The sequence below is a fragment of the Thioclava indica genome, from assembly GCF_000714545.1.
GTDB classification, from domain to species: domain Bacteria; phylum Pseudomonadota; class Alphaproteobacteria; order Rhodobacterales; family Rhodobacteraceae; genus Thioclava; species Thioclava indica.
In genome coordinates this window covers 64,179-84,566 of the sequence record NZ_AUNB01000012.1, presented here as the reverse complement: position 1 = coordinate 84,566, position 20,388 = coordinate 64,179, and the positions used below count along the sequence as shown (strand labels likewise).

Genomic DNA, 20,388 nt, shown 5'->3' with positions numbered 1-20,388 from the left:
GCCATCACCCAAATTCTGGCATAGCTCGGACTGCGCCGCAAAACCCGGCAACTGATTGACGCATCGGCAAGATCGGGTATCCTGCGCGTCAACAAGAGCAGCAACAGGTCCCAATGACCGCCCTAAGCGAATATGAACGTCTTGAAGCCATCGGGCTTTGGCGCGCCGATCCTCAGGCGCAGCGCCGCGATGTGATTTTGTCACTCGGCGATGCAAGTCTCGTGATTTCCGATGCCAAGGCAGGCTCCGCGTTGGCGCATTGGTCGCTGCCTGCGATGATCCGGTGCAATCCCGGCGAGCGCCCCGCAATCTACGCCCCTTCGGACGAGCCGGGCGAAACGGTCGAGCTTGACGACGAGGTGATGATCGCCGCGATCGAAAAAGTGCACACCATCATTGAATCCCATCGCCCGCATCCCGGTCGTTTGCGCTCGTTTCTGATTGGCGGCGTTGTTCTGTGCGTTGGGGCGGTGGCGCTGTTCTGGCTGCCCGGTGCGCTCGTCGATCACGCCGCGCGCATTACGCCACAGGCCAAACGCGTCGAAATCGGGCGCAAGCTGTTGACGGAACTCTCCAAGATGGCCGGGCAGCCCTGCACCAGTCCCTCGGGCGATCAGGCGCTGGCCGCGCTCTCCAAGCGTCTGCCCGGCCATGACACGATCGTTGTGCTGCCCGAGGCGTTGATGGGCGCGCGACTGCTGCCGGGCAAACTGGCCGTGATCGGGCGCAACGCGATTGAGGGGCCAGACACGCCCGAGGTCGTCGCGGGCTACCTGATCGCGACCGAGGATGCGGCCGCCGGGCAATCGCCGCTCAAACGGATGCTGGGCGACCTTGGCCCCAGTGCCGCGCTGCGACTGCTGACAACCGGCAATCTGCCCGATAGCGGGATCACCACCTATGCCGAGCAATTGCTGCGCCAAGAACCCACGCCACCGCCAACAGACGGCCTGCTGCGCGCGTTTCGCAGCGCTGGCGTTAGCTCGACGCCCTTCGCCTATGCGCTTGATCCCACAGGCGAAACGGTTCTGGGGCTGATCGAGGCCGACCCGTTCAAAGGCCAGCCCTCCCCCCGTCCGGTGCTCGCAGATGCGCAATGGGTGGCCTTGCAAGACATCTGCACGGGGCGCTGAACCGCCCAGCCGCAATCAAAAAGGCGGCCCCGCAGGACCGCCCTTTTCGATAGTCGTCGGGGTGTAGACCTAGCGCAACAGCGCATCCGTAAATCCGGCCCGACGCGCCTGTGCCAGTGCGTTATGCAACGCGGACGGGGCGGCAAACGGCCCCGCATAGATCACCGTCAAACCGCCCGAACGCCCTGTCGCAACCGGCAGACCCAGCGCGCGCAGCCGTGCCTTGGCCGCTGCGGCATTGCTGGGAACGCCAAAGCTGCCGACCTGCACGAACCGCTTACCCGACATAACAGGCTGGCGGGTTTGGGTCGCAGCGGGCGCAACCGATTTGCTCGAGGCGCGCGCGACAGGCACATAGATCACCTGTTGCTTGGCCGTGGGAACCAGCCCCATCGGCGTCTTGGTGTTCCAACGCTGCGCCATCTGCGCATCGCCGGCTTGCGTGCGCGGTCCACGATAGGGGTTGAGCCGTCCGTCCTTGAATGCCGGCTCCCAGCCACCAGCCGGTTCAGAAGAGGTGGTCACGATAGGCGCGAGGCCGCCCACGCTGACTTCACGCGGGATCTGTTGCACGACGGGCTGCGCCACAGCGACTTGCCCGCGCGGGACTGGTGCAAAGATCGCATCTTGAGGTCCACAGCGCACGGCGCGTCCGTCGCTGGGCTGCATATAGGCTTGGGCGACCGGATCGAGATCGGCACAAACGCTTGTCGAGGCGACCTGCATCGGCGCGCTGTATCGCTGGCGTGCAGGTGCCGCGGACATACGCTGATCGCCCGTCACCGAATAGGGCGAGGCATACCCGCGCTGCGAAATGGCGGGGTTGGTTGCAGCCGCTTGCGCCACCGCACGCGGGGCAAGCGTTTTCACCGGGTAATAGGGGGAATTGCTGTGGCGCGCTTCGGGCATCATATTCGACGCAATCGTGGCCATCGGGGCCTTCGTCGCGCGTCGAGCGGGGGCATAGCTACGCGTCACCGGCGCGGCCATTTTCGGCGCCATTTTCGGGGCCGGGGCGGCTTTTGCGATCACGGGTTTGGGGGCTGCAACCTGAACCGGGGCCGCAGTGGCGACCTTCGTGGCAGGCAGGCTGGGCTTAAAGCCACAAACCGCCGTGCGATCGCGATTGATCCGGGGCACCCATTTGGTCGCATCGCCATAGCCCGCGCGCACAAAAACGCAGCCTGCGCTATCGACATATTGCCGCCCCTTGAACGAGGCGGGCGGGGTTTCTTCGGGGGAATAGCTTTGCGCCATTGCCCCGCTTGCACCCATTACCGCGCCGAAAAGCGTCGCCGTCAAAACCCCACCAAAACGCATACATGCCCCCATGTCTAATGACGTTGGAGAATGGCGGAGTCTTGACGACGAGTAAAGGAAAAATGGCCTATTTTGTGCCAAACATCCGATCACCCGCATCCCCTAGGCCGGGCACGATATAGGCATGATCATCAAGCTTTTCGTCAAGCGAAGCGGTGACAATCGGCACATCCGGGTGCGCCTCACGCATCCGCGCGACACCTTCAGGGGCGGCCAGCAGGCACAGGAAACGGATATTCTTGGCCCCTTTCGCCTTGATCAGATCAATCGCGGCGACCGAGCTGTTGCCCGTCGCCAGCATCGGATCGACGACAATCGTCAGGCGCTCGTCCAGATTGGCGGGCAGTTTGCAGTAGTATTCGACGGGCTGCAGCGTTTCGGGGTCGCGATAAAGCCCGACGAACCCCACCCGCGCCGCCGGGATCAGTTCCAGCACGCCATCCAGCAAGCCGTTGCCCGCGCGCAAGATCGACACCAGCGCCAGCTTTTTGCCCTCAAGGATCGGGGCCTCCATTTCACACAGCGGCGTCTGGATCGTGCGAGTCGTCATTTCCAACTCGCGCGTGATCTCATAGGCCAGAAGCAGGCTGATCTCGCGCAGCAATTGGCGGAAGGAATTGGTCGAGGTTTTCTTGTCGCGCATCAAGGTCAGTTTGTGCTGCACCAGCGGATGGTTCACCACGGTCAGATGATCGGTCATGTCTTGTCCCTTACGAAAAACGATTTGCCCGGACCTTGCGCCGGAATGTCGAGATGATCTGCGACCGATGCCGCAATGTCACTGAAGGCGATCTGGCCAAAGCCGCGCGCGTCCTGCCCCGGCGCGCAAGCCAGAACCGGCACGCGTTCGCGGGTGTGATCGGTGCCGCTCCAGGTCGGATCATTGCCGTGATCGGCGGTAAAGATCGCCAGATCGCCGGGACGCAGCCGCGCCATGAAAGCTTCTGCCACGCCGTCGAACCACTCCAGCGCCCGCGCATAGCCCGCCACGTCGCGGCGATGCCCATAAAGGCTGTCAAATTCGACGAAATTGGCAAAGGTCAGGCTGCCCTCTTCGGCGTTCTCGGCCAGTGCCAGCAGGTGATCGGCCAGATCGGCATCCCCCTTGCCCTTATGCAGATGGGTGACGCCGCGATGGCTGAAGATATCGCCGATCTTGCCAATCGCATGAGTCACGCGGCCCGCATCATAGGCCCAATCCAGCAGCGTCGGCGCAGGTGCCGCCATCGCGAAATCGCGCCGGTTCGGCGTGCGCGTGAACACGCCGTTCTCGCCGATGAACGGGCGCGCGATCACGCGACCCACTTTCATGCCGTGCAGCGTGGGGGCGAGCCCCTCGCACAGCGCGAGCAAGCGATCGAGGCCGAAATGTTCTTCATGGGCGGCGATCTGGAACACGCTATCGGCAGAGGTGTAGCAGATCGGCCAGCCGGTACGGATATGCTCGTCGCCCAATTCCTCGATGATATTGGTCCCCGAGGCGTGACAATTGCCCAAAATCCCATCCGTCCTTGCGATCTGACAGGCTTGTGCCACCAGATCGGGCGGGAAGCTGTTGGTCTTGTCGGGGAAATAATGCCAGTCCCACGGCACCGGAACGCCCGCCATCTCCCAATGCCCCGAGGGCGTATCTTTGCCCGGCGAGACCTCGGTTGCAGCCCCCCAAAGTCCCTGCGGCGCAGCGCCCAAACCGGGTGCATCGACGCCCGAGGCCAGCTTGATCGCAGCCCCCAGACCCAGCGCATCCAGATTGGGCAGCTTTAGCGCCCCTGCGCGGCCCTGATCGGCGCGACCATCTGCACAAGCCTGCGCGATATGGCCGACCGTATTGGCACCCGTATCAGGCGTGCCATCGTTGAAAAAGCGATCCGCATCGGGGGCGCCGCCAATCCCGACGCTGTCCATAACAACTAAAAATGCCCGGCTCATATCCCGATCCTTTCGTGAATGAGCGGCGGCTCCTCGGGGGGCTCGTCGCTGAAATGATAGGCCGCGCGCACGGCAGCCTCGGCGGCATCGGCATGGGCGGCGTCACTGGCGTGCACCAGCATCAGCGGATCGCCCTCTCCCATCGCCTCGCCGATCATGCGCATCTCTGACAGCCCGACCGAGGGGTTGATCTTGTCGCTGCCCACCAACCGCCCGCCGCCCAGATGCACCACCGCCTCGCCCAAAGCGCGGGTGTCGATGCTGGCGATAAAGCCGTCACGCGGCGCGGTGATCGCGCGCATCACGGGCGCCGCAGGGAGCCGGTCGGGGTAGCGTTCGACGAAATCCACGGGGCCACCAAGTGCTGCGACCATCTTACCGAAGATCTCGGCGGCACGCCCGGTTTCAAGCGCCTCGTCGATCCGCTCCGCGCCTTCCTCGGCATCTGCCGCGAGGCCCGCCAGCACCAGCGCCTCACCGCCCAGCGCCGCCGTGATATCCCACAACGCACCACTGACGGCGGTGCCCGTCAGCGTCTCCATCACCTCGATGACCTCAAGCGCATTGCCCGCGCACAGGCCCAGCGGCTGGTTCATATCGGTGATCAGCGCGGTCGTCTTGCAGCCCGCACCATTGGCCGTTTCCACCAGACTTTTCGCCAAGGCGCGCGCGTCATCCGCATTGGCCATAAACGCGCCAGAGCCGACTTTGACATCGAGGATCAGCCCCTCCAGCCCGGCGGCCAGTTTTTTCGACAGGATTGAGGCGGTGATCAAATCAATGCTTTCTACCGTGCCGGAAATGTCGCGAATACCGTAAAGCCGCTTGTCGGCGGGCGCGATTTCTCCGGTGGCCCCGACAATGGCACAGCCGACCTCGCCCACAACTTTGCGCAACACCTCGATGCCGGGAAGCGCGCGATAGCCGGGGATCGATTCCATCTTGTCCAGCGTGCCGCCCGTGTGGCCCAGCCCGCGCCCCGAGATCATCGGCACATAGCAGCCACAGGCCGCCAAAGCGGGGGCGAGGAGCAGCGACACGCTATCGCCCACACCACCGGTCGAATGTTTGTCGATCACCGGACCGGGCATGTCCCATTGCAACACCGAGCCGCTATCGCGCATCGCTTGCGTCAGCGCGACGCGCCCCGGCGCACCAATGCCCTTGAGCAGCACCGCCATCGCAAATGCGCCCGCCTGCGCATCCGACACCGCGCCATCGGCCAAGCCACGTGCGAACCAAGCCGCGCCGTCAGCCGTCAGCCCCTCCCCATCGCGCACCGCGCGAATGACCGAACGCGCATCCATCAGACGTTATCCATATGGCTGATGTCGAAGCGCCCCGGCAGTAGCGCGCCCACCGACGTATCCAGCCGCTCGCCGTCAGTCGTGGCCAGCGTGACGGGTGCGTCATGGCGCGCAAACTCGGCCAGTTTTTGCCGACACCCGCCACAGGGAGGCACCGGGCTGGGGCAATCGGCAATGACGGCGACCTCGGTGATCTCGGTTTCGCCCGCCGCGATCATCGCCGCAATCGCGCCCGCCTCGGCGCAGGTGCCCTCGGGATAGGCCACATTCTCGACATTCACGCCGCGATAGATCGTGCCCGAGGCACCGCGCACCGCCGCCCCCACCTTGAATTTCGAATAGGGGGCATAGGCGTTTTCGCGCACCTGACGCGCGGCATCGAGAAGCGACATGGCCGTCTCCGGGCTGGGCCGGACGTTGAAATTTGTCCAGCCGGTTGAGTTTTGCCGATCCTGCGCCGGGCGCGCGGATGATGCAAGCGGGGAGGCTGCGTCAAGCGCGCGGCCTCGCGATCTGTTCATGCCGCAAGGTCAGCGCCGGGGTTGCATTTGCGCCCCCTGTGGTATCTAGAACAAGACAGACATGCGCGCACAAAAATATAGTTTAGCGCTAAACCAGTTTGGGAGAGGAATCTATGGAAGAGGTTCGTCACGACAACACCCGGCAATCGGCACTGGACTATCACGCCCATCCCAAGCCCGGAAAACTGGAAATCCGCGCCACCAAACCGCTGGCCAATGGCCGCGATCTGGCGCGCGCCTACTCGCCCGGCGTGGCCGAGGCCAGCCTTGAGATCAAAGCCAATCCCGACACCGCACGCGACTACACCGCACGGGGCAATCTGGTCGGCGTTGTGACCAACGGCACCGCTGTTTTGGGCTTGGGCAATATCGGCGCGCTCGCCGCGAAACCGGTGATGGAAGGCAAGGCGGTTCTGTTCAAGAAATTCGCCGATATCGATGCCTTTGACATCGAGCTGAATGAAAGCGACCCCGAGAAACTGGCTGAAATCGTCTGCGCGCTGGAACCCACCTTTGGCGCGATCAACCTTGAAGATATCAAAGCGCCAGAGTGTTTCATCGTTGAGAAAATCTGTCGTGAACGGATGAACATTCCGGTGTTTCACGACGATCAGCACGGCACCGCGATTGTCGTGGGGGCTGCGGCGACCAATGCGCTGCATCTGAGCGGCAAGAAATTCGAAGATATCAAGATCGTCTCGACGGGTGGCGGGGCGGCAGGAATTGCCTGCCTCAACATGCTGCTCAAACTGGGCGTGAAGCGCGAGAATGTCTGGCTATGCGATATCGCGGGCCTGGTTTACAAAGGCCGCGAGACGGAAATGACCGCGCAAAAGGCCGATTATGCGCAAGACAGCGAGTTGCGCACGCTGGACGATGTGATCGGTGGGGCGGATATGTTCCTCGGGCTTTCCGGCCCCGGCGTTCTGACCCCCGAAATGGTTGCTAAAATGACCGACAAGCCGATCATCTTCGCGCTGGCCAACCCGACCCCGGAAATCCTGCCCGATCTGGCCCGCGAGGTCGCGCCCGGCGCGATTATCGCGACAGGGCGCAGCGATTTCCCTAATCAAGTCAATAACGTGCTGTGCTTCCCCTATATCTTCCGCGGCGCGCTGGACGTCGGGGCGACCACGATCAACGATGAGATGCAGATCGCCTGTATCGAAGGCATCGCCAAGCTGGCGCGCCAAACCACCAGCGCCGAGACCGCCGCCGCCTATCGCGGTGAAAAGCTGACCTTCGGGACCGAATACCTGATCCCGAAGCCCTTTGATCCGCGTCTGATGGGTGTTGTGGCCAGCGCCGTAGCCAAGGCTGCGAAGGAAACCGGTGTCGCGACCCGTCCGCTCGAAGATCCCGCCGCCTACAAACTCAAACTCGATGGCTCGGTGTTCAAATCGGCGCTGCTGATGCGCCCGGTCTTTGAGGCGGCCGCTACCGCGACGCGCCGCATCGTGTTCGCCGAGGGCGAGGATGAACGTGTGCTGCGCGCCGCCAATGCGATGATCGAGGAAACCACCGATACGCCCATTCTGATCGGGCGCCCTGAGGTGATCGAGATGCGTTGCGAGCGCGCCGGTCTGCCGCTGCGCCTGTCCGATCTGGAAATCGTGAACCCGCAAAACGACCCGCGCTATCGCGATTACTGGGGCACCTATCACGAGTTGATGGCGCGCCGTGGCATCACGCCTGATCTGGCGCGCGCGATCATGCGCACGAACACCACGGCGATTGCGGCTATCATGGTGCATCGCGAAGAAGCGGATTCGATGATCTGCGGCACCTTCGGACAGTATTTGTGGCATTTGAAATATGTGCGCGAGATTCTTGCGCGCGGTAAGTTGCGCCCGGTTGGCGCATTGTCACTGATGATTCTTGAGGACGAGCCGCTGTTCGTCGCGGACACGCAGGTGCATCATACCCCGACTGCCGAGCAGATCGTGGAAACGGTGATCGGTGCGGCGCGTCATGTCTGCCGCTTTGGATTGCGTCCAAAAATCGCGCTGTGTTCGCACAGCCAGTTTGGCAATCTCGACACCGATAGCGGCGAGCGGATGCGCGAGGCAATGAATTTGTTGTTGCTCCGCGAGGTCGATTTCGATTTCGAGGGCGAGATGCATGTCGATGCCGCACTCGATCCCGAAACGCGCACCCGGCTGATGCCTGACTCGCGTTTTGAGGGCCCGGCCAACGTGCTGGTCTTTGCCAATACCGATGCCGCGTCGGGCGTGCGTAACATCCTTAAGATGAAGGCAGGCGGTCTGGAAGTCGGGCCGATCCTGATGGGGATGGGCAACAAGGTGCATATCGTGACCCCCTCGATCACCTCGCGCGGCTTGCTGAACATGTCCGCCATCGCCGGCACGCCGGTTTCGCATTACAGCTGAGTCGCGCGCGAATTTGCAAAGCCCGCGCGCGCGCCGCGCCCAATGAATAATCCCGCAGGGTTTGCAAAACTTTGCGGGATGTTTTCCACCAAACTGCAAAATTTCGCGCGCATCCCCCGATTGTGCGCGGTAACATTCTTGCGCCAATGCCCCCCGCCCCCTTACACATTCCTCATATTCCTGAGGAGGAGGCATTCGCATGGATTACAAAGAGGTTTATTCCGCATGGCAGGCAGATCCTGACAAGTTCTGGATGCAGGCTGCCGAAAAGATCGACTGGGACAGCAAGCCCTCAAAGGCGCTGTTTGATGGCGATGCCCCGCATTACGAGTGGTTCTCGGACGGGATGGTCAACACTTGCTGGAATGCGGTGGACCGCCATGTCGAGGCCGGGCGCGGCGATCAGATCGCGATCATGCATGAAAGCCCGATCACCCATTCCACCAAGGGCATCACCTACAAAGAGTTGCAAACTCGCGTCGCCAGCCTCGCCGGAGCGCTGAAAATGCGCGGCGTTGAAAAGGGCGACCGCGTTATCATTTACATGCCGATGATCCCCGAGGCTTTGGAGGCGATGCTCGCCTGTTCGCGCATCGGCGCGATCCATTCGGTGGTGTTTGGCGGGTTTGCCGCCAACGAACTGGCCGTGCGCATTGACGATTGCACACCCAAGGCAATCATCGCGGCTAGTTGCGGGCTCGAACCGGGGCGCGTGGTGCATTACAAACCACTGCTCGACGAGGCGATTGAACTGGCCGAACACAAGCCCGAGTTCTGCGTCATCTTCCAGCGCGAGCAAGAGGTCGCCAAGCTGATCGAGGGCCGCGATTTTAGCTGGCATGGCTTCCAATATGGCGTGAAACCTGCGGATTGCGTGCCGGTTGAGGGCAATCATCCCTCCTATATTCTCTACACTTCGGGCACGACGGGGCAGCCCAAAGGCGTGGTGCGCCACACGGGCGGGCAGCTTGTCGCGCTGCAGTGGTCGATGAATAACATCTACAACATCGAGAAAGGCGACCGGTTCTGGGCCGCCTCTGATGTGGGTTGGGTCGTGGGCCATAGCTACATCTGTTACGGGCCGCTGATTGCAGGCGCGACGACGGTGGTGTTCGAGGGCAAGCCGATCGGCACGCCCCATCCCGGCGTGTTCTGGCGCATCATCCAGAACAACCGGATCAAGTCGTTCTTCACCGCGCCCACCGCTCTGCGCGCGATCAAGCGCGAAGACCCGACTGGCGAATGGATCAAGCGCTACAAGCTGCACGATTTGCAGGCGCTGTTCCTGGCAGGCGAGCGCGCTGATCCCGATACCGTGGAATGGGCGCAGAAACACTTGAATGTGCCGGTGGTCGATCACTGGTGGCAAACCGAGACCGGCTGGCCCATCGCCGCCAACCCCATCGGGATTGAGGAATTGCCGACCAAAGTAGGCAGCCCCTGCGTGCCGATGCCCGGCTATGATGTGCAAGCGCTGGATGAAGGCGGCCATCCGCTTCCGCCCGGTGAATTGGGCGCGATCGCGATCAAACTTCCGCTGCCTCCGGGTACATTGCCGACGCTGTGGAATGCCGAGGATCGGTTCAACAAAAGCTATCTCGAACATTTCCCCGGCTATTATGAGACGGGCGATGCGGGCTATATCGACGAGGACGGCTATCTTTACATCATGGCGCGCACCGATGACGTGATCAACGTGGCCGGTCACCGCCTGTCCACCGGCGCGATGGAAGAGGTGTTGGCGGGGCATCCCGATGTTGCGGAATGCGCGGTGATCGGGGTCGCGGATGACCTCAAGGGGCAAAGCCCGATGGGGTTCCTCTGCCTCAATGCGGGCTGCAACCGCCCCGAAAACGAAATCGTGAAGGAATGCGTCACGCGCGTGCGCGAAAAGATCGGCCCGGTCGCGGCGTTCAAGCTTGCTTGCATCGTGGATCGCCTGCCCAAGACACGCTCGGGCAAGATTTTGCGCGCAACGATGGTCAAGATCGCGGATGGGCAAGACTGGAAAATGCCTGCAACGATTGACGATCCCGCCATTCTGGATGAGATCACGCAGGCGTTGAAAACGCTCGGCTATCCCAAAGGATAATGTCCCAAACGCTCGGGGCGCGGATGTGAATGCTGCCGCGCCCCGTGACATATTGACACGATTACGCATCACACTTTTCGGAAATTGCAGGCTTATGCCCGCTCTGGTGGAAAGCGTTACTTGATTTACGTGCCCGTCACCCGGATGATCCGAGCCGGGATATAAATATGAAAACACCGCGTCATTCACGCACAACCGATCAGGTCTCAAACGACGAGCACGCAAGGCGTGAACGTCTTTCAATGCTTGCGCATGATGCGCGCTCCGCGCTTTCAGATATTCTTGGCGGGCTAAGCCTGATCCCCGACACATCGCTTGATCCGCAAACCCGCCAACAGCTTGAGCGCATCCAAAGCGCCAGTGAGTATCTCGCGCAGCTTTGGGAACTGGGACTGGAAGATACTGTCCCGGACTATCAGGCGAATGCAGACTATCCGCTGCGTCTGTCCGACTTTCTCACCGCGCTAGAGCGGCGTTGGCGTGGCGCGGCAGAGGCGGCGGGGATGGCGTTTCACCTTGACGTCGCCCCCGATGTGCCGGCGATCTTGGAGATCGACGCTTTGGCGCTGGAACGGATCTTGGCCAATGTGATTTCCAATGCGATGGCCTATGCGGGATCAGGCCCGATCCGCATCATGTTCGAAATGCAATCTACAACGCGGCTGCGCGTCTATCTGCGCGATGACGGGCCGGGATTTGCCCCTGACAAGCTGGCCACCCTTTTTGATCGCGGCCAGCGCGGCGCGCAGGCGCATCGCCGTGATGGCGACGGGCTTGGCCTGTTCATTGCGCGCAGTCTGACCCATCAGTTGGGCGGCGAGATAACGGCGCGCAATCGCCGCGAAGGCGGGGCCGAGATCGCGCTGGACGTGCCTCTGTCCACCGCCCCGTCGACGCGCCACGTGGCCCCGCACGACGACGCCCCTCCGCCACCCGATCTGACAGGCTGCCGCGTGTTGGTCGCCGATGATAGCCTGACCAATCAGGCGGTTCTTGAAACGATGCTGAGCGCCCTTGGTGCGCGGGTCGAGACCTGTTCTGATGGCACTGGCGCGCTTGGTGCCGTTCTTGACGCCCCGTTTGATCTGGCGATCCTTGATATTGATATGCCCGGCGAATCGGGGCTTGGCGTGACCGTGGCTTTGCGTGCCTCGGGGCTTGATTGGGCCGATCTGCCGATTGTCGCCTGCACCGCTTTTGCTCAGCGCCCGAAACATGAGGCAATCTTGGCGGCTGGCGCGAATGCGATTTTAATGAAACCAATCAAGGGCCCCGCCCCCTTGGCATATGCCATCAATCAAGCACTTACGTCAAAACCCGCGCATCGCAAGGCACAGCGCGGCGCGCAAGATCTGCTGTTTTCGGCGCTGCAACACCGCGCGCACACGTCGGAAAGCAAGACCTTAGCCCTTTTTGTTATTGCGGATCTCAAGATGATCACCCGTGCCCTCATGCACGCTTGGCAACAGGGCGACACCGCCGATATCCAGCGTCAATGCCACAAGCTGATCGCCGTTGCCGGGGCCGTCGGGGAGACAATGCTCAGCACGACGGCCCACGCCTTGCACTGCGCAATCGCTCAAGAGGCTGCGAGCGATATTCACGAACGGGTGCGCGAAGCCCTTGATCGCACAGAAAGTTTGATCCATCAGTTAACCAGTCAATTTTCCATTAAAGAATTTACACTCTCATGAATAATTCCCAGGCAAAGTCTGAAAGTCCTCTTGAAGACGACCAACCCGCAGGGCAATCGACGCAGTCTCCCCCCATTCCCCGCGGCCGGATTTTGCTGGTAGAGGACGTCGCCTCTTTGCGCGCGATCTACGAAGCGCATCTGAGCAACGCGGGCTTTGAGGTTCACACAGCCGCCTCGGCCAGCGATGCAATGGCGCTGTTTCGCGCCCATCCCGTTGAAATTGTGCTGCTGGATTTGATGCTGCCGGATCGCGATGGCGATGAGCTGATCCCGGAAATGCTGGCCCTGCGCGGGCGCACCGCGATTTTGGTGTTCACGGCCGATCGCTCGGTTGATCGCGCGGTCAATGCGATGCGCGCGGGCGCGCTGGATGTGCTGATCAAGCCGGTCAGTGAGGCCCGCCTGAGCAGCGCCATCGAAAATGCGCGCAGTTTCGCGATGCAGGCCGATCCGCAAAGCGATGCGCAAAATGCCCCGACCATCGGCGCGTTCATCGGGCAGTCGCCGCACATGCAAAAGGTCTATGACAAGATCCGCGCGGCGGCGCGCTCTGTGGCGCCGCTGTTTATCTGGGGCGAAAGCGGCACTGGCAAAGAACTGTGTGCGCATGCGACCCACGCGCTTGGGTCGCGCGCCAAGGCACCTTTCGTGACGCTCGATTGCGGCGCCTTGCCCGCCGACCGCCTTGATAGCGAGCTGTTTGGCCATAGGCAGGGGGCCTTTCCGGGCGCGCTAAGTGACAAACCCGGCGCTTTGCTCAGCGCCAATGGTGGCAGCTTGCTGCTGGATAATGTGTGCGAACTAGACCCCACGGTGCAAACGAAACTTCTGCGGTTTCTGGAAAGTGGCCACATCAAGCCCTTTGGCGCGGTTGAGCCGGTGCAGGTGGATGTTCGCGTGATCAGTGCCGCAGCGCGCTCGCCGATGGAGGTCGTGGACCGCGGCCAGATGCGCGAAGATCTGCAATATCGCCTGCATGTTCTGTCCATCGAGATGCCCCCTTTGCGCGAGCATCCCGAAGATATCGAAACGATTGCGCACGAGGCGCTTGCCCGGTTTTCCACCGAGGAGCAGCGCAGCTTTACCTCCATCACTCCCGAGGCAATGGCTTGGCTGCAATCCCATTCATGGCCGGGAAATGTGCGCCAGTTGATGAACGTGTTGCGCGCGGCGGTGGTGATGCATGACGGTCCGGAACTTAGCGTCGACATGCTGCCCGATGGTATCCACTGCGCACCCCGATCAGCGGGCGCAAGCGCGTCCGCGCCGAGTGCCAACACTCAGCCTGTCATCCGCACGCTCGCAGAAATCGAACGCGAGGCGATTGAGGCCGCGATTGAGCGTCATGACGGATCTATCCCGCGCGCCGCGCAGGAATTGGGTGTGGCCCCCTCAACGATCTATCGCAAGCGTGAGACGTGGGAGCGCGACACGCCAAGCACGCCGTGATCGAGGGGCGCGCATCACGCGTTCAGGCAAATTGCTCGCGCATCAAGCGTTCTTCCAGCCCATGGCCGGGATCAAACAGAATGTGATGCGCAATCTCGGGCTCGGACCGGATCTCGACCCATTTCACCGGTTTGACCGAGCGGGAATCCGCGTCCGCCATCACCGGGCGTTTCTCAGCCTCAAGCACGTCAAAGCGCACCAGCGCCGAGGAGGGCAGGATCGCCCCCTGCCAGCGCCGGGGTCGAAAACTGGCAATCCCGGTCAGCGCCAGAACATCCGAGCCAATCGGCAGGATCGGCCCGTGCGCCGAGAAATTATACGCCGTCGATCCCGCAGGCGTGGATACAATCGCGCCGTCACAGACCAGTTCCTCCAGCCGCACCTTGCCATTGATCGAGATCCGCAGCTTGGCCGCTTGCGGCCCCGCGCGCAGCAGCGAGACCTCGTTGATCGCCAGCGCCTCGTGCAGCACGCCATCTTCGGTTTCCGCCTTCATCGACAGCGGATTGATCATCGCCTCTTCGGCAGCTTCCAGCCGCTCGGGCAAATCGCCGGGCACATAGTCGTTCATCAAGAACCCGACCGTGCCGCGATTCATCCCGTAAACCGGCAGGCCCGTGCCCTCATGCAGGCATTGCAGCATGAACCCGTCGCCCCCCAACGCCACGATCACATCGGCCGCATAGCGCGGCACCTGCCCGTAGCGGTCGATCAAATCAGCCAGCGCGGCTTGCGCAGACTCACCCGATGCGGCGGCGAAATGGATATGGGCGTATTGACTCACAGCGGCGGCGTCCTCTCTCCTTCCTTAAGGTGTTGCAAGCACTTGGCCGAAAGACAAGCGCCAATCGGGTGCGGAAAAAGCGGATTTGCCTGTTTGCCTGCTTCCCGCCTTGGAAAATCTGCGTTAAAGCAGCCTCGACACCGGATATTTGCTAGGAGTGCCCAATGACCGAGCAACGCGACGCTGGCTTCTTCACCGAAAGCCTCGCCACCCGTGACCCCGAGCTTTACGCCTCGATCACCGACGAGCTGGGTCGCCAGCGCGACGAGATCGAGCTGATCGCCTCTGAGAACATCGTCTCTGCGGCGGTGATGGAGGCTCAGGGCTCGGTGATGACCAACAAATATGCCGAAGGCTATCCCGGGCGGCGCTATTATGGCGGCTGCCAATATGTCGACGTGGCCGAAAATCTTGCGATTGACCGCGCCAAGGCGCTGTTTGGCTGTGAGTTCGCCAATGTGCAGCCCAATTCCGGATCGCAAGCCAACCAAGGCGTGTTTCAGGCGCTGATCCAGCCCGGCGACACGATCCTCGGCATGAGCCTTGATGCAGGCGGTCACCTGACCCACGGCGCCAAGCCCAACCAGTCGGGCAAATGGTTCAACGCGGTGCAATATGGCGTGCGCAAGCAAGACAGCCTGCTCGATTACGATCAGGTGCGCGAATTGGCGCTAGAGCATAAACCCAAGCTGATCGTCGCTGGTGGCTCGGCCATTCCGCGCCAGATCGATTTCGCCAAGTTCCGCGAGATTGCGGATGAGGTGGGCGCGTATCTGATGGTGGATATGGCGCATTTCGCAGGGCTCGTCGCGGGTGGTCAACACCCCTCGCCCTTCCCCTATGCCGATGTCGCGACCACCACGACGCATAAAACCCTGCGCGGCCCGCGTGGCGGGATGATCCTGACCAATAACGAGGATATCGCCAAGAAAGTGAACTCGGCGATCTTCCCCGGCATTCAGGGCGGCCCGCTGATGCATGTGATCGCCGCCAAGGCCGTGGCCTTTGGCGAGGCGCAGCGCCCCGAGTTCAAGGTCTATGCCGAGCAGGTCGTGAAGAACGCGCAAGCCTTGGCAGACGAGCTGATGAAAGGTGGCCTTGATATCGTCACCGGCGGCACCGATACCCATGTGATGCTGGTCGATTTGCGCCCCAAAGGCGTGAAGGGCAATGCCACCGAAAAGGCGCTCGGGCGCGCCCATATCACTTGCAACAAGAACGGCATTCCGTTTGACCCCGAAAAGCCGATGGTCACGTCGGGCGTGCGTTTGGGCACCCCGGCGGGCACCACGCGCGGCTTTGCCGAGGACGACTTCCGCGAGATCGCGCGTCTTATCGTCGAAGTGGTCGATGGTCTGGCCGCCAATGGCGAAGAGGGCAATGCCGATGTCGAAGCGGCGGTGCGGGCCAAGGTCGCCAAGCTCTGCGCGCGCTTCCCGATCTATCCCAATCTGTGATCTGAAACGGATCACACCCAAAAGGCCCCCTCTTTCGGGGGCCTTTTTATATTACCAGCCGCTCAGCCACATCGCGCCAAAGATCACTCCCCCCACCACGATCACGATAAAGGCGACCGAACTGCCAAAGGTCAGGGCGGCAGCGCGAAACCGCTCGCCCGCGCCCAAGGGCTCAAGATAATGGGTGCAGGTCGCATAGGCCGCCTGAATGGCGCGCGCATCAAGCTGGCGCGCTTGTTTGGGGGAATGTGCCAGACGCTCGGCCTTGGCCAGTTGCAACGCAGCACGGCGCACCTTGCGCGGCAGCGCGCGGGCGCGATGGGCCACGCGCGCCTCAAGCCCCGCACCTTTGGCCCCCAAGCGCGCGGCCAACAGGCGCGACACCTGCGCGGTCATTTGCGTGATCTGCTCTGGCCCCATGCCTATCCCCCAAATTATGCCCGCGCACGCTAGACACGCGCGCCGCCCCGCGCAAGTCGCTCGCCTCGCAAGATTTTCATATTTCCGCTCTGGTCGTCCCCCTGCCTGCGCCCTACGTTGATGAGCATGTTGAACACAGTCCTCCATGGCGCCAAGACCGATGCGCCCCCGCTTGTTATCGCGCCGGGCCTGTTTGGCTCGGCGCGCAACTGGTCTGCGATCTCAAAGCAGCTCAGCGAAAAGCGCCAAGTCATCGCGCTGGATATGCGCAATCATGGTGACAGTTTTTGGGATGATGATCACAGCTATCCCGCAATGGCCGATGATATCGCCGAGGTAATCAACTCCCATGGCGGGCAGGCCGATGTGCTGGGTCATTCGATGGGCGGCAAAGCGGCGATGATGCTTGCGCTCAACCATCCTGATCTGGTGCGCCGCCTGATCGTGGCCGATATGGCGCCCAAATCCTACAAGCATGGCGACAGCCACGGCGCGCTGATTGAGGCGATGCAGGCGCTACCCCTTGAGGAAATCGAAACGCGCTCACAGGCGGATCGTTTGTTGAGTGTGCAAATCCAAGATCCCGGCACGCGGGCGTTTTTGCTGCAATCGTTGAGCCTGCGCGACGGGCCCGTGCGCTGGAAGTTCAACCTTCAGGCGCTGAAGAACAATCTTGACACCATACTAGAATGGCCCGATTTGCCGCTTGGCTCTGAATTTGACGGCCCCGCCCTGTTCCTGTCAGGCGCAAATTCGTATTACGTCGAGCCGGACGATCATGACCTGATCCGCGCGCTGTTCCCGCAAGCTGAGTTTGTGGAGATCAAAAACGCGGGCCACTGGCTCCATGCCGAGCGCCCGCGCGAAGTTGAGGCAGAGGTGGAGCGGTTTCTCAGCTAGGCCTCCAAAGGCGCGCTCAGTCCACCGGCCTCGTCATCGGGCGCAGCAGGTAATCTTTCAGGTCTTATTGGTGAAATCACTCTGCAACGTCACAAGACCCAAGCCAATTACCAGCGCTGTATTCAGATCAGAATGTACCTTTGCCACCCAACTGATATTGAGGAAAAACGCGGCCCCGCCCGTCACCGTCGGCAAAATAATGACGAGAAATACCACCCAGTGAACCGGCGGTGCACCAGAGTCCATCGGTTCTGGATTATCACGCGGCTTGGGCGCGCCGCGCGTCTTGGGCAAAATCAGCGTCCATACGACCAGCACAGGGATTGCGACACCGACGCCGATATATAAATAGGTCAGCAAACCGGGTGTCTTCGCACTGTAGCGCACCGTTTCGTAAACCGTGTGCTCCATCCCGAAACTGAGTAGCCATTGCAGGATCGCCAACAAAAAGATCAGCCGAAATAGGCCGACCTGCGTCTTGAAATAACCGAATACGTTGGACATAAAGACTTTTGCGAATGAAATAAAAGAAGCGCGGCGCACTAAGCGTTACACTGAACGTATAGCCGCCGCAGTCCCGTCTGTCACTTTCGCAATCGCGCGTTCACATATTTTCGTTGATCTGTTTGGCAACAAACCAGGAAATCGGCAGCGCCACGATAAAGCCGATGACTGCCGAGGCGATCATTGCGCGCGAGGTGAACATGTTCATGGTCAGCGCTGCGGTGATCAAGATCCCGGCCAGCGTGGGCCCAGCGAGCGAATAGATAATGGCGAACAGACGCATGTCGCTTCTCCGTTTACGATACATTTCTTAGCGGCGAAATGATCATACTCACGCAAACGTTACCTTGATCCGAGTCAAGTTTTGCACGCGTCACCTGCGGCAGGGCGTCGCATCAACAGTCAAGCTGGAAACGCTGCTCTCCGGTATCGCCGGGCAGCGAGGGCGATTTATATAGCCCGCCCGCTGGCCCTGCCACTTTGCACCCCGACGCCGCCTCGGCTGCGCGCACCATCAGGGCCGGCACGCGGTCACGCTCGCGACGCGACAGATAGCCAAGGCGGATCACCTCGGCCTTATCGGCCTTGACGAAAACGGTGAAGTCGATGCCCTCGAGCATCATATCATGGCGGATCGCGCCGAAAAATTGCGGCGCGGGCGAGGCGCCGCAGCCGATCAGAAACAGGCAGAGGAAAAGAGATGATCTGGACATAGAAAGGCTCCGGGGAGGGACAACCCGGAGCCTTTCAGAGCTTGGTTAACATAGTGTTAACCTGCTCGGGCGGAAGGACACGATTCTGCGCGGGACATTCGCTAAATCGTGCTCCCGTTTCGGGGAATCAAGATCGACGGCGCGGCGGCCAGAACGGATCATTCCGCTTGATACGACGTTCGGTCCAAATTCCGGCGGGAATACCCAAAACCAAGCCCGCGATCACGGCTGTGGCGAAATCTTGCCACTCGACGATACCAAGGCTCAACGCAGCGACAATCACCACTCCGGCAATGCAAAGCGCCCAAAGCGTGGCCAACAAAATGCGCAGCGGTGCCTTCATCACATGCCTCTTCGTCTTGTGTTCAACTAGCAAACGTCGATTAATACGGATGGTTCCGGGGAACCGTATTTTTTTTCACACGTTCGGCTGTATAGCCTTCAAAGGAGAGCACTATGATGAGTTCGGTTAAACTGTCTGGCGTGATGATGCTGGCGCTTCTGAGCCTTGCCGCTTGCAATACGGTGCAGGGCGCAGGTCAAGACCTGTCGGTCGCAGGCAACACCATTGCCAGCGAAGCACAGCAGGCGAAGTAATGCCTTGGAAGGCCCCGGTAGATCCGGGGCCTTTTTGCCTCTGACGTTATTTCTTTTTGACGAATTCGGTCAGGATCACGATGCGCTGGCCCTCGACCCGACCCTCGATATGGCCTGCATTATCGGCCACCAGCGAGATCCCCCGCACCGCCGTGCCGCGCTTGGCCGTAAAGCCCGCGCCCTTGACCGGCAAATCCTTGATCAGCACCACCGTATCGCCCCGCGCCAGCAACGCGCCGTTGGAATCGCGATGCTCTAGTGTGGTTTCGACGTTGTCGACCCAAGCGCGCGTCTCGTCATCAAGATACATCTGATCGGCGAGATCATTCGCCCAAACCTCATCAATGCGCCCCAGCATCCGCGCCGCAAGCACCTGCACCGCAGGCTCCTCGGACCAGATCGCCCCCGCCAAACCGCGCCAATGGGCCGGATCGGGCGTGCCCTCAATCTGCTCGACGCAGGTGGCACAAATCGCCGCCGTTGCGCCCTCGGGGCCTCCGGTCACGGGAAAATCTTGCAGCGGGGCATCGGCAGAGCAAAGCGGGCAGGTCATGGGCGGTCCTTTGAGATGGTTCACAGGCTTTGTAACCGCTTCCACCCGTTAGACAACGCAAAAGAGCTGCGGATGCACCGCAGCCCCTTCGCAATCTGGCGTCACGCGTCAGTAGCTCTTGTGCGCAACGCGGTCACTCATGGTTTCGGCAGGGTCGCTGGACAGCAAGATCTTCAATCCCGCGACCAGAGAATTCCCCGACTCCCAGATTTCAGCCTCTTTCGGGTCAAAGCGCAGCAGAACCAGTTTCGGGTCGTCCTTGCCGTCATACCAAGCTGCAATGAAGGGGTTCCAAAGGCGATCGATCACCGCGCGATCATCGGTTTCCGTCAGCGCGCCGGACACGGTCGCGAATACTTTGTGGCCTTTATCCACAAAGGTGAACAGCGCCGCATCGCCGTTGCGCATCCCATCCAGCAGCTCACTGTCGCGCGCCGTAAAGAACCAGATTGGCCCCGGCTTTTCCTCGACGACGGCAGTCATGGGGCGCGGCTGCGCGCTGCCCTGCGCTCCACGCGACAGCATCACCGCGCGGTCAGAGTCCAGCGCGTCCCAGAACGAGGCTTCAATCTTGGCTTGATCGGTCATGTCATTCTCCTTGTGGCGTTTGGAGAAGAACGTAG

Annotated in this window: 21 protein-coding genes; 8 read left to right on the top strand and 13 right to left on the bottom strand. The window is 61.4% G+C overall.

What is annotated here, in order from left to right:
* The first annotated feature begins 113 nt into the window (after positions 1–113).
* Positions 114–1,133 (top strand): hypothetical protein, encoded by a 1,020-nt coding sequence (locus DT23_RS04505; RefSeq protein WP_038128689.1) that lies wholly within the window; start codon positions 114–116, stop codon positions 1,131–1,133.
* A gap of 69 nt (positions 1,134–1,202) precedes the next feature.
* On the opposite strand, the gene DT23_RS04500 is transcribed toward DT23_RS04505, so the two are convergent.
* The 5 genes from DT23_RS04500 to DT23_RS04480 all read right to left on the bottom strand — a co-directional run bounded on the left by DT23_RS04500 (position 1,203) and on the right by DT23_RS04480 (position 6,081).
* Positions 1,203–2,453: an SPOR domain-containing protein gene (locus DT23_RS04500; RefSeq protein WP_038128686.1), complete on the bottom strand. Its 1,251-nt coding sequence runs from the start codon at positions 2,451–2,453 to the stop codon at positions 1,203–1,205.
* A gap of 67 nt (positions 2,454–2,520) precedes the next feature.
* The gene (gene upp, locus DT23_RS04495) at positions 2,521–3,153 is read right to left on the bottom strand and encodes a uracil phosphoribosyltransferase (protein ID WP_038128684.1); all 633 of its coding nucleotides are present in this window, start codon (positions 3,151–3,153) and stop codon (positions 2,521–2,523) included.
* Positions 3,150–4,382: a phosphopentomutase gene (locus DT23_RS04490; RefSeq protein WP_038128681.1), complete on the bottom strand. Its 1,233-nt coding sequence runs from the start codon at positions 4,380–4,382 to the stop codon at positions 3,150–3,152. The genes upp and DT23_RS04490 overlap by 4 nt, the downstream gene beginning before the upstream one ends.
* Positions 4,379–5,689, bottom strand: coding sequence for a thymidine phosphorylase (locus DT23_RS04485; protein WP_038128680.1), 1,311 nt, complete (start codon positions 5,687–5,689; stop codon positions 4,379–4,381). The genes DT23_RS04490 and DT23_RS04485 overlap by 4 nt, the downstream gene beginning before the upstream one ends.
* Positions 5,689–6,081, bottom strand: a complete 393-nt coding sequence (locus DT23_RS04480; protein WP_038128678.1) for a cytidine deaminase — start codon at positions 6,079–6,081, stop codon at positions 5,689–5,691. Before DT23_RS04480 ends, DT23_RS04485 begins: the two co-directional genes overlap by 1 nt.
* 242 nt (positions 6,082–6,323) lie before the next feature.
* Between DT23_RS04480 and DT23_RS04475 the strand changes: the two genes are divergently transcribed.
* From DT23_RS04475 to DT23_RS04460, 4 genes are all read left to right on the top strand, one after another.
* Positions 6,324–8,600 carry an NADP-dependent malic enzyme gene (locus DT23_RS04475; RefSeq protein WP_038128677.1) on the top strand — a complete coding sequence of 759 codons (2,277 nt, stop codon included), beginning with the start codon at positions 6,324–6,326 and terminating at the stop codon, positions 8,598–8,600.
* Between the two features lie 199 nt (positions 8,601–8,799).
* Positions 8,800–10,692, top strand: a complete 1,893-nt coding sequence (locus tag DT23_RS04470; protein WP_038128675.1) for a propionyl-CoA synthetase — start codon at positions 8,800–8,802, stop codon at positions 10,690–10,692.
* A 167-nt stretch (positions 10,693–10,859) separates the two neighbouring features.
* The gene (locus DT23_RS04465; RefSeq protein WP_081846916.1) at positions 10,860–12,386 is read left to right on the top strand and encodes an ATP-binding response regulator; all 1,527 of its coding nucleotides are present in this window, start codon (positions 10,860–10,862) and stop codon (positions 12,384–12,386) included.
* A 92-nt stretch (positions 12,387–12,478) separates the two neighbouring features.
* On the top strand, positions 12,479–13,837 hold the full coding sequence (locus tag DT23_RS04460; RefSeq protein WP_276202208.1) for a sigma-54-dependent transcriptional regulator: 1,359 nt from the start codon (positions 12,479–12,481) through the stop codon (positions 13,835–13,837).
* Positions 13,838–13,859: 22 nt separating this feature from the next.
* Here the strand turns inward: DT23_RS04460 and DT23_RS04455 are convergent, their stop codons facing one another.
* A complete protein-coding gene (locus tag DT23_RS04455) occupies positions 13,860–14,621 on the bottom strand; it encodes an NAD kinase (RefSeq protein ID WP_081846914.1) in 762 nt (253 codons plus the stop codon).
* A 164-nt stretch (positions 14,622–14,785) separates the two neighbouring features.
* Here DT23_RS04455 and glyA point away from each other — a divergent pair, with 164 nt between their 5' ends.
* Positions 14,786–16,078: a serine hydroxymethyltransferase gene (gene glyA / locus DT23_RS04450; RefSeq protein ID WP_038128668.1), complete on the top strand. Its 1,293-nt coding sequence runs from the start codon at positions 14,786–14,788 to the stop codon at positions 16,076–16,078.
* Positions 16,079–16,129: 51 nt separating this feature from the next.
* Here glyA and DT23_RS04445 read toward each other — a convergent pair whose 3' ends face one another.
* Positions 16,130–16,498, bottom strand: coding sequence for a hypothetical protein (locus DT23_RS04445; protein ID WP_038128665.1), 369 nt, complete (start codon positions 16,496–16,498; stop codon positions 16,130–16,132).
* 126 nt (positions 16,499–16,624) lie between these two features.
* On the opposite strand from DT23_RS04445, the gene DT23_RS04440 reads away from it, so the two are divergent.
* On the top strand, positions 16,625–17,398 hold the full coding sequence (locus tag DT23_RS04440; protein WP_038128724.1) for an alpha/beta fold hydrolase: 774 nt from the start codon (positions 16,625–16,627) through the stop codon (positions 17,396–17,398).
* A 57-nt stretch (positions 17,399–17,455) separates the two neighbouring features.
* Here DT23_RS04440 and DT23_RS04435 read toward each other — a convergent pair whose 3' ends face one another.
* From DT23_RS04435 to DT23_RS04420, 4 genes are all read right to left on the bottom strand, one after another.
* Positions 17,456–17,902, bottom strand: a complete 447-nt coding sequence (locus tag DT23_RS04435; protein WP_038128663.1) for a hypothetical protein — start codon at positions 17,900–17,902, stop codon at positions 17,456–17,458.
* Between the two features lie 100 nt (positions 17,903–18,002).
* Complete coding sequence (locus tag DT23_RS04430; protein WP_038128661.1) at positions 18,003–18,185, bottom strand: hypothetical protein; 183 nt, start codon at positions 18,183–18,185, stop codon at positions 18,003–18,005.
* A gap of 112 nt (positions 18,186–18,297) precedes the next feature.
* Complete coding sequence (locus DT23_RS04425) at positions 18,298–18,615, bottom strand: hypothetical protein (RefSeq protein ID WP_038128658.1); 318 nt, start codon at positions 18,613–18,615, stop codon at positions 18,298–18,300.
* 127 nt (positions 18,616–18,742) lie between these two features.
* Entirely contained in the window at positions 18,743–18,958 is a 216-nt protein-coding gene (locus DT23_RS04420; protein WP_038128656.1) for a hypothetical protein, read from the bottom strand.
* 113 nt (positions 18,959–19,071) lie between these two features.
* Between DT23_RS04420 and DT23_RS19345 the strand changes: the two genes are divergently transcribed.
* Positions 19,072–19,212 (top strand): entericidin, EcnA/B family, encoded by a 141-nt coding sequence (locus DT23_RS19345; RefSeq protein WP_338064214.1) that lies wholly within the window; start codon positions 19,072–19,074, stop codon positions 19,210–19,212.
* A gap of 46 nt (positions 19,213–19,258) precedes the next feature.
* On the opposite strand, the gene DT23_RS04415 is transcribed toward DT23_RS19345, so the two are convergent.
* Together DT23_RS04415 and DT23_RS04410 are read right to left on the bottom strand one after the other, a co-directional pair.
* Positions 19,259–19,765: a PhnA domain-containing protein gene (locus DT23_RS04415; RefSeq protein WP_038128653.1), complete on the bottom strand. Its 507-nt coding sequence runs from the start codon at positions 19,763–19,765 to the stop codon at positions 19,259–19,261.
* 108 nt (positions 19,766–19,873) lie between these two features.
* Complete coding sequence (locus DT23_RS04410; protein WP_038128652.1) at positions 19,874–20,353, bottom strand: pyridoxamine 5'-phosphate oxidase family protein; 480 nt, start codon at positions 20,351–20,353, stop codon at positions 19,874–19,876.
* Between the last annotated feature and the right edge of the window lie 35 nt (positions 20,354–20,388).

Bases quoted from the DNA above. Each gene is read 5' to 3' on its own strand.
- DT23_RS04505 (WP_038128689.1), top strand. From the start codon at position 114: ATGACCGCCCTAAGCGAATATGAACGTCTTGAAGCCATCGGGCTTTGG.
- DT23_RS04500 (WP_038128686.1), bottom strand. From the start codon at position 2,453: ATGCGTTTTGGTGGGGTTTTGACGGCGACGCTTTTCGGCGCGGTAATG.
- upp (WP_038128684.1), bottom strand. From the start codon at position 3,153: ATGACCGATCATCTGACCGTGGTGAACCATCCGCTGGTGCAGCACAAA.
- DT23_RS04490 (WP_038128681.1), bottom strand. From the start codon at position 4,382: ATGAGCCGGGCATTTTTAGTTGTTATGGACAGCGTCGGGATTGGCGGC.
- DT23_RS04485 (WP_038128680.1), bottom strand. From the start codon at position 5,689: ATGGATGCGCGTTCGGTCATTCGCGCGGTGCGCGATGGGGAGGGGCTG.
- DT23_RS04480 (WP_038128678.1), bottom strand. From the start codon at position 6,081: ATGTCGCTTCTCGATGCCGCGCGTCAGGTGCGCGAAAACGCCTATGCC.
- DT23_RS04475 (WP_038128677.1), top strand. From the start codon at position 6,324: ATGGAAGAGGTTCGTCACGACAACACCCGGCAATCGGCACTGGACTAT.
- DT23_RS04470 (WP_038128675.1), top strand. From the start codon at position 8,800: ATGGATTACAAAGAGGTTTATTCCGCATGGCAGGCAGATCCTGACAAG.
- DT23_RS04465 (WP_081846916.1), top strand. From the start codon at position 10,860: ATGAAAACACCGCGTCATTCACGCACAACCGATCAGGTCTCAAACGAC.
- glyA (WP_038128668.1), top strand. From the start codon at position 14,786: ATGACCGAGCAACGCGACGCTGGCTTCTTCACCGAAAGCCTCGCCACC.
- DT23_RS04445 (WP_038128665.1), bottom strand. From the start codon at position 16,498: ATGGGGCCAGAGCAGATCACGCAAATGACCGCGCAGGTGTCGCGCCTG.
- DT23_RS04440 (WP_038128724.1), top strand. From the start codon at position 16,625: ATGTTGAACACAGTCCTCCATGGCGCCAAGACCGATGCGCCCCCGCTT.
- DT23_RS04435 (WP_038128663.1), bottom strand. From the start codon at position 17,902: ATGTCCAACGTATTCGGTTATTTCAAGACGCAGGTCGGCCTATTTCGG.
- DT23_RS04430 (WP_038128661.1), bottom strand. From the start codon at position 18,185: ATGCGTCTGTTCGCCATTATCTATTCGCTCGCTGGGCCCACGCTGGCC.
- DT23_RS04425 (WP_038128658.1), bottom strand. From the start codon at position 18,615: ATGTCCAGATCATCTCTTTTCCTCTGCCTGTTTCTGATCGGCTGCGGC.
- DT23_RS04420 (WP_038128656.1), bottom strand. From the start codon at position 18,958: ATGAAGGCACCGCTGCGCATTTTGTTGGCCACGCTTTGGGCGCTTTGC.
- DT23_RS19345 (WP_338064214.1), top strand. From the start codon at position 19,072: ATGATGAGTTCGGTTAAACTGTCTGGCGTGATGATGCTGGCGCTTCTG.
- DT23_RS04415 (WP_038128653.1), bottom strand. From the start codon at position 19,765: ATGACCTGCCCGCTTTGCTCTGCCGATGCCCCGCTGCAAGATTTTCCC.
- DT23_RS04410 (WP_038128652.1), bottom strand. From the start codon at position 20,353: ATGACCGATCAAGCCAAGATTGAAGCCTCGTTCTGGGACGCGCTGGAC.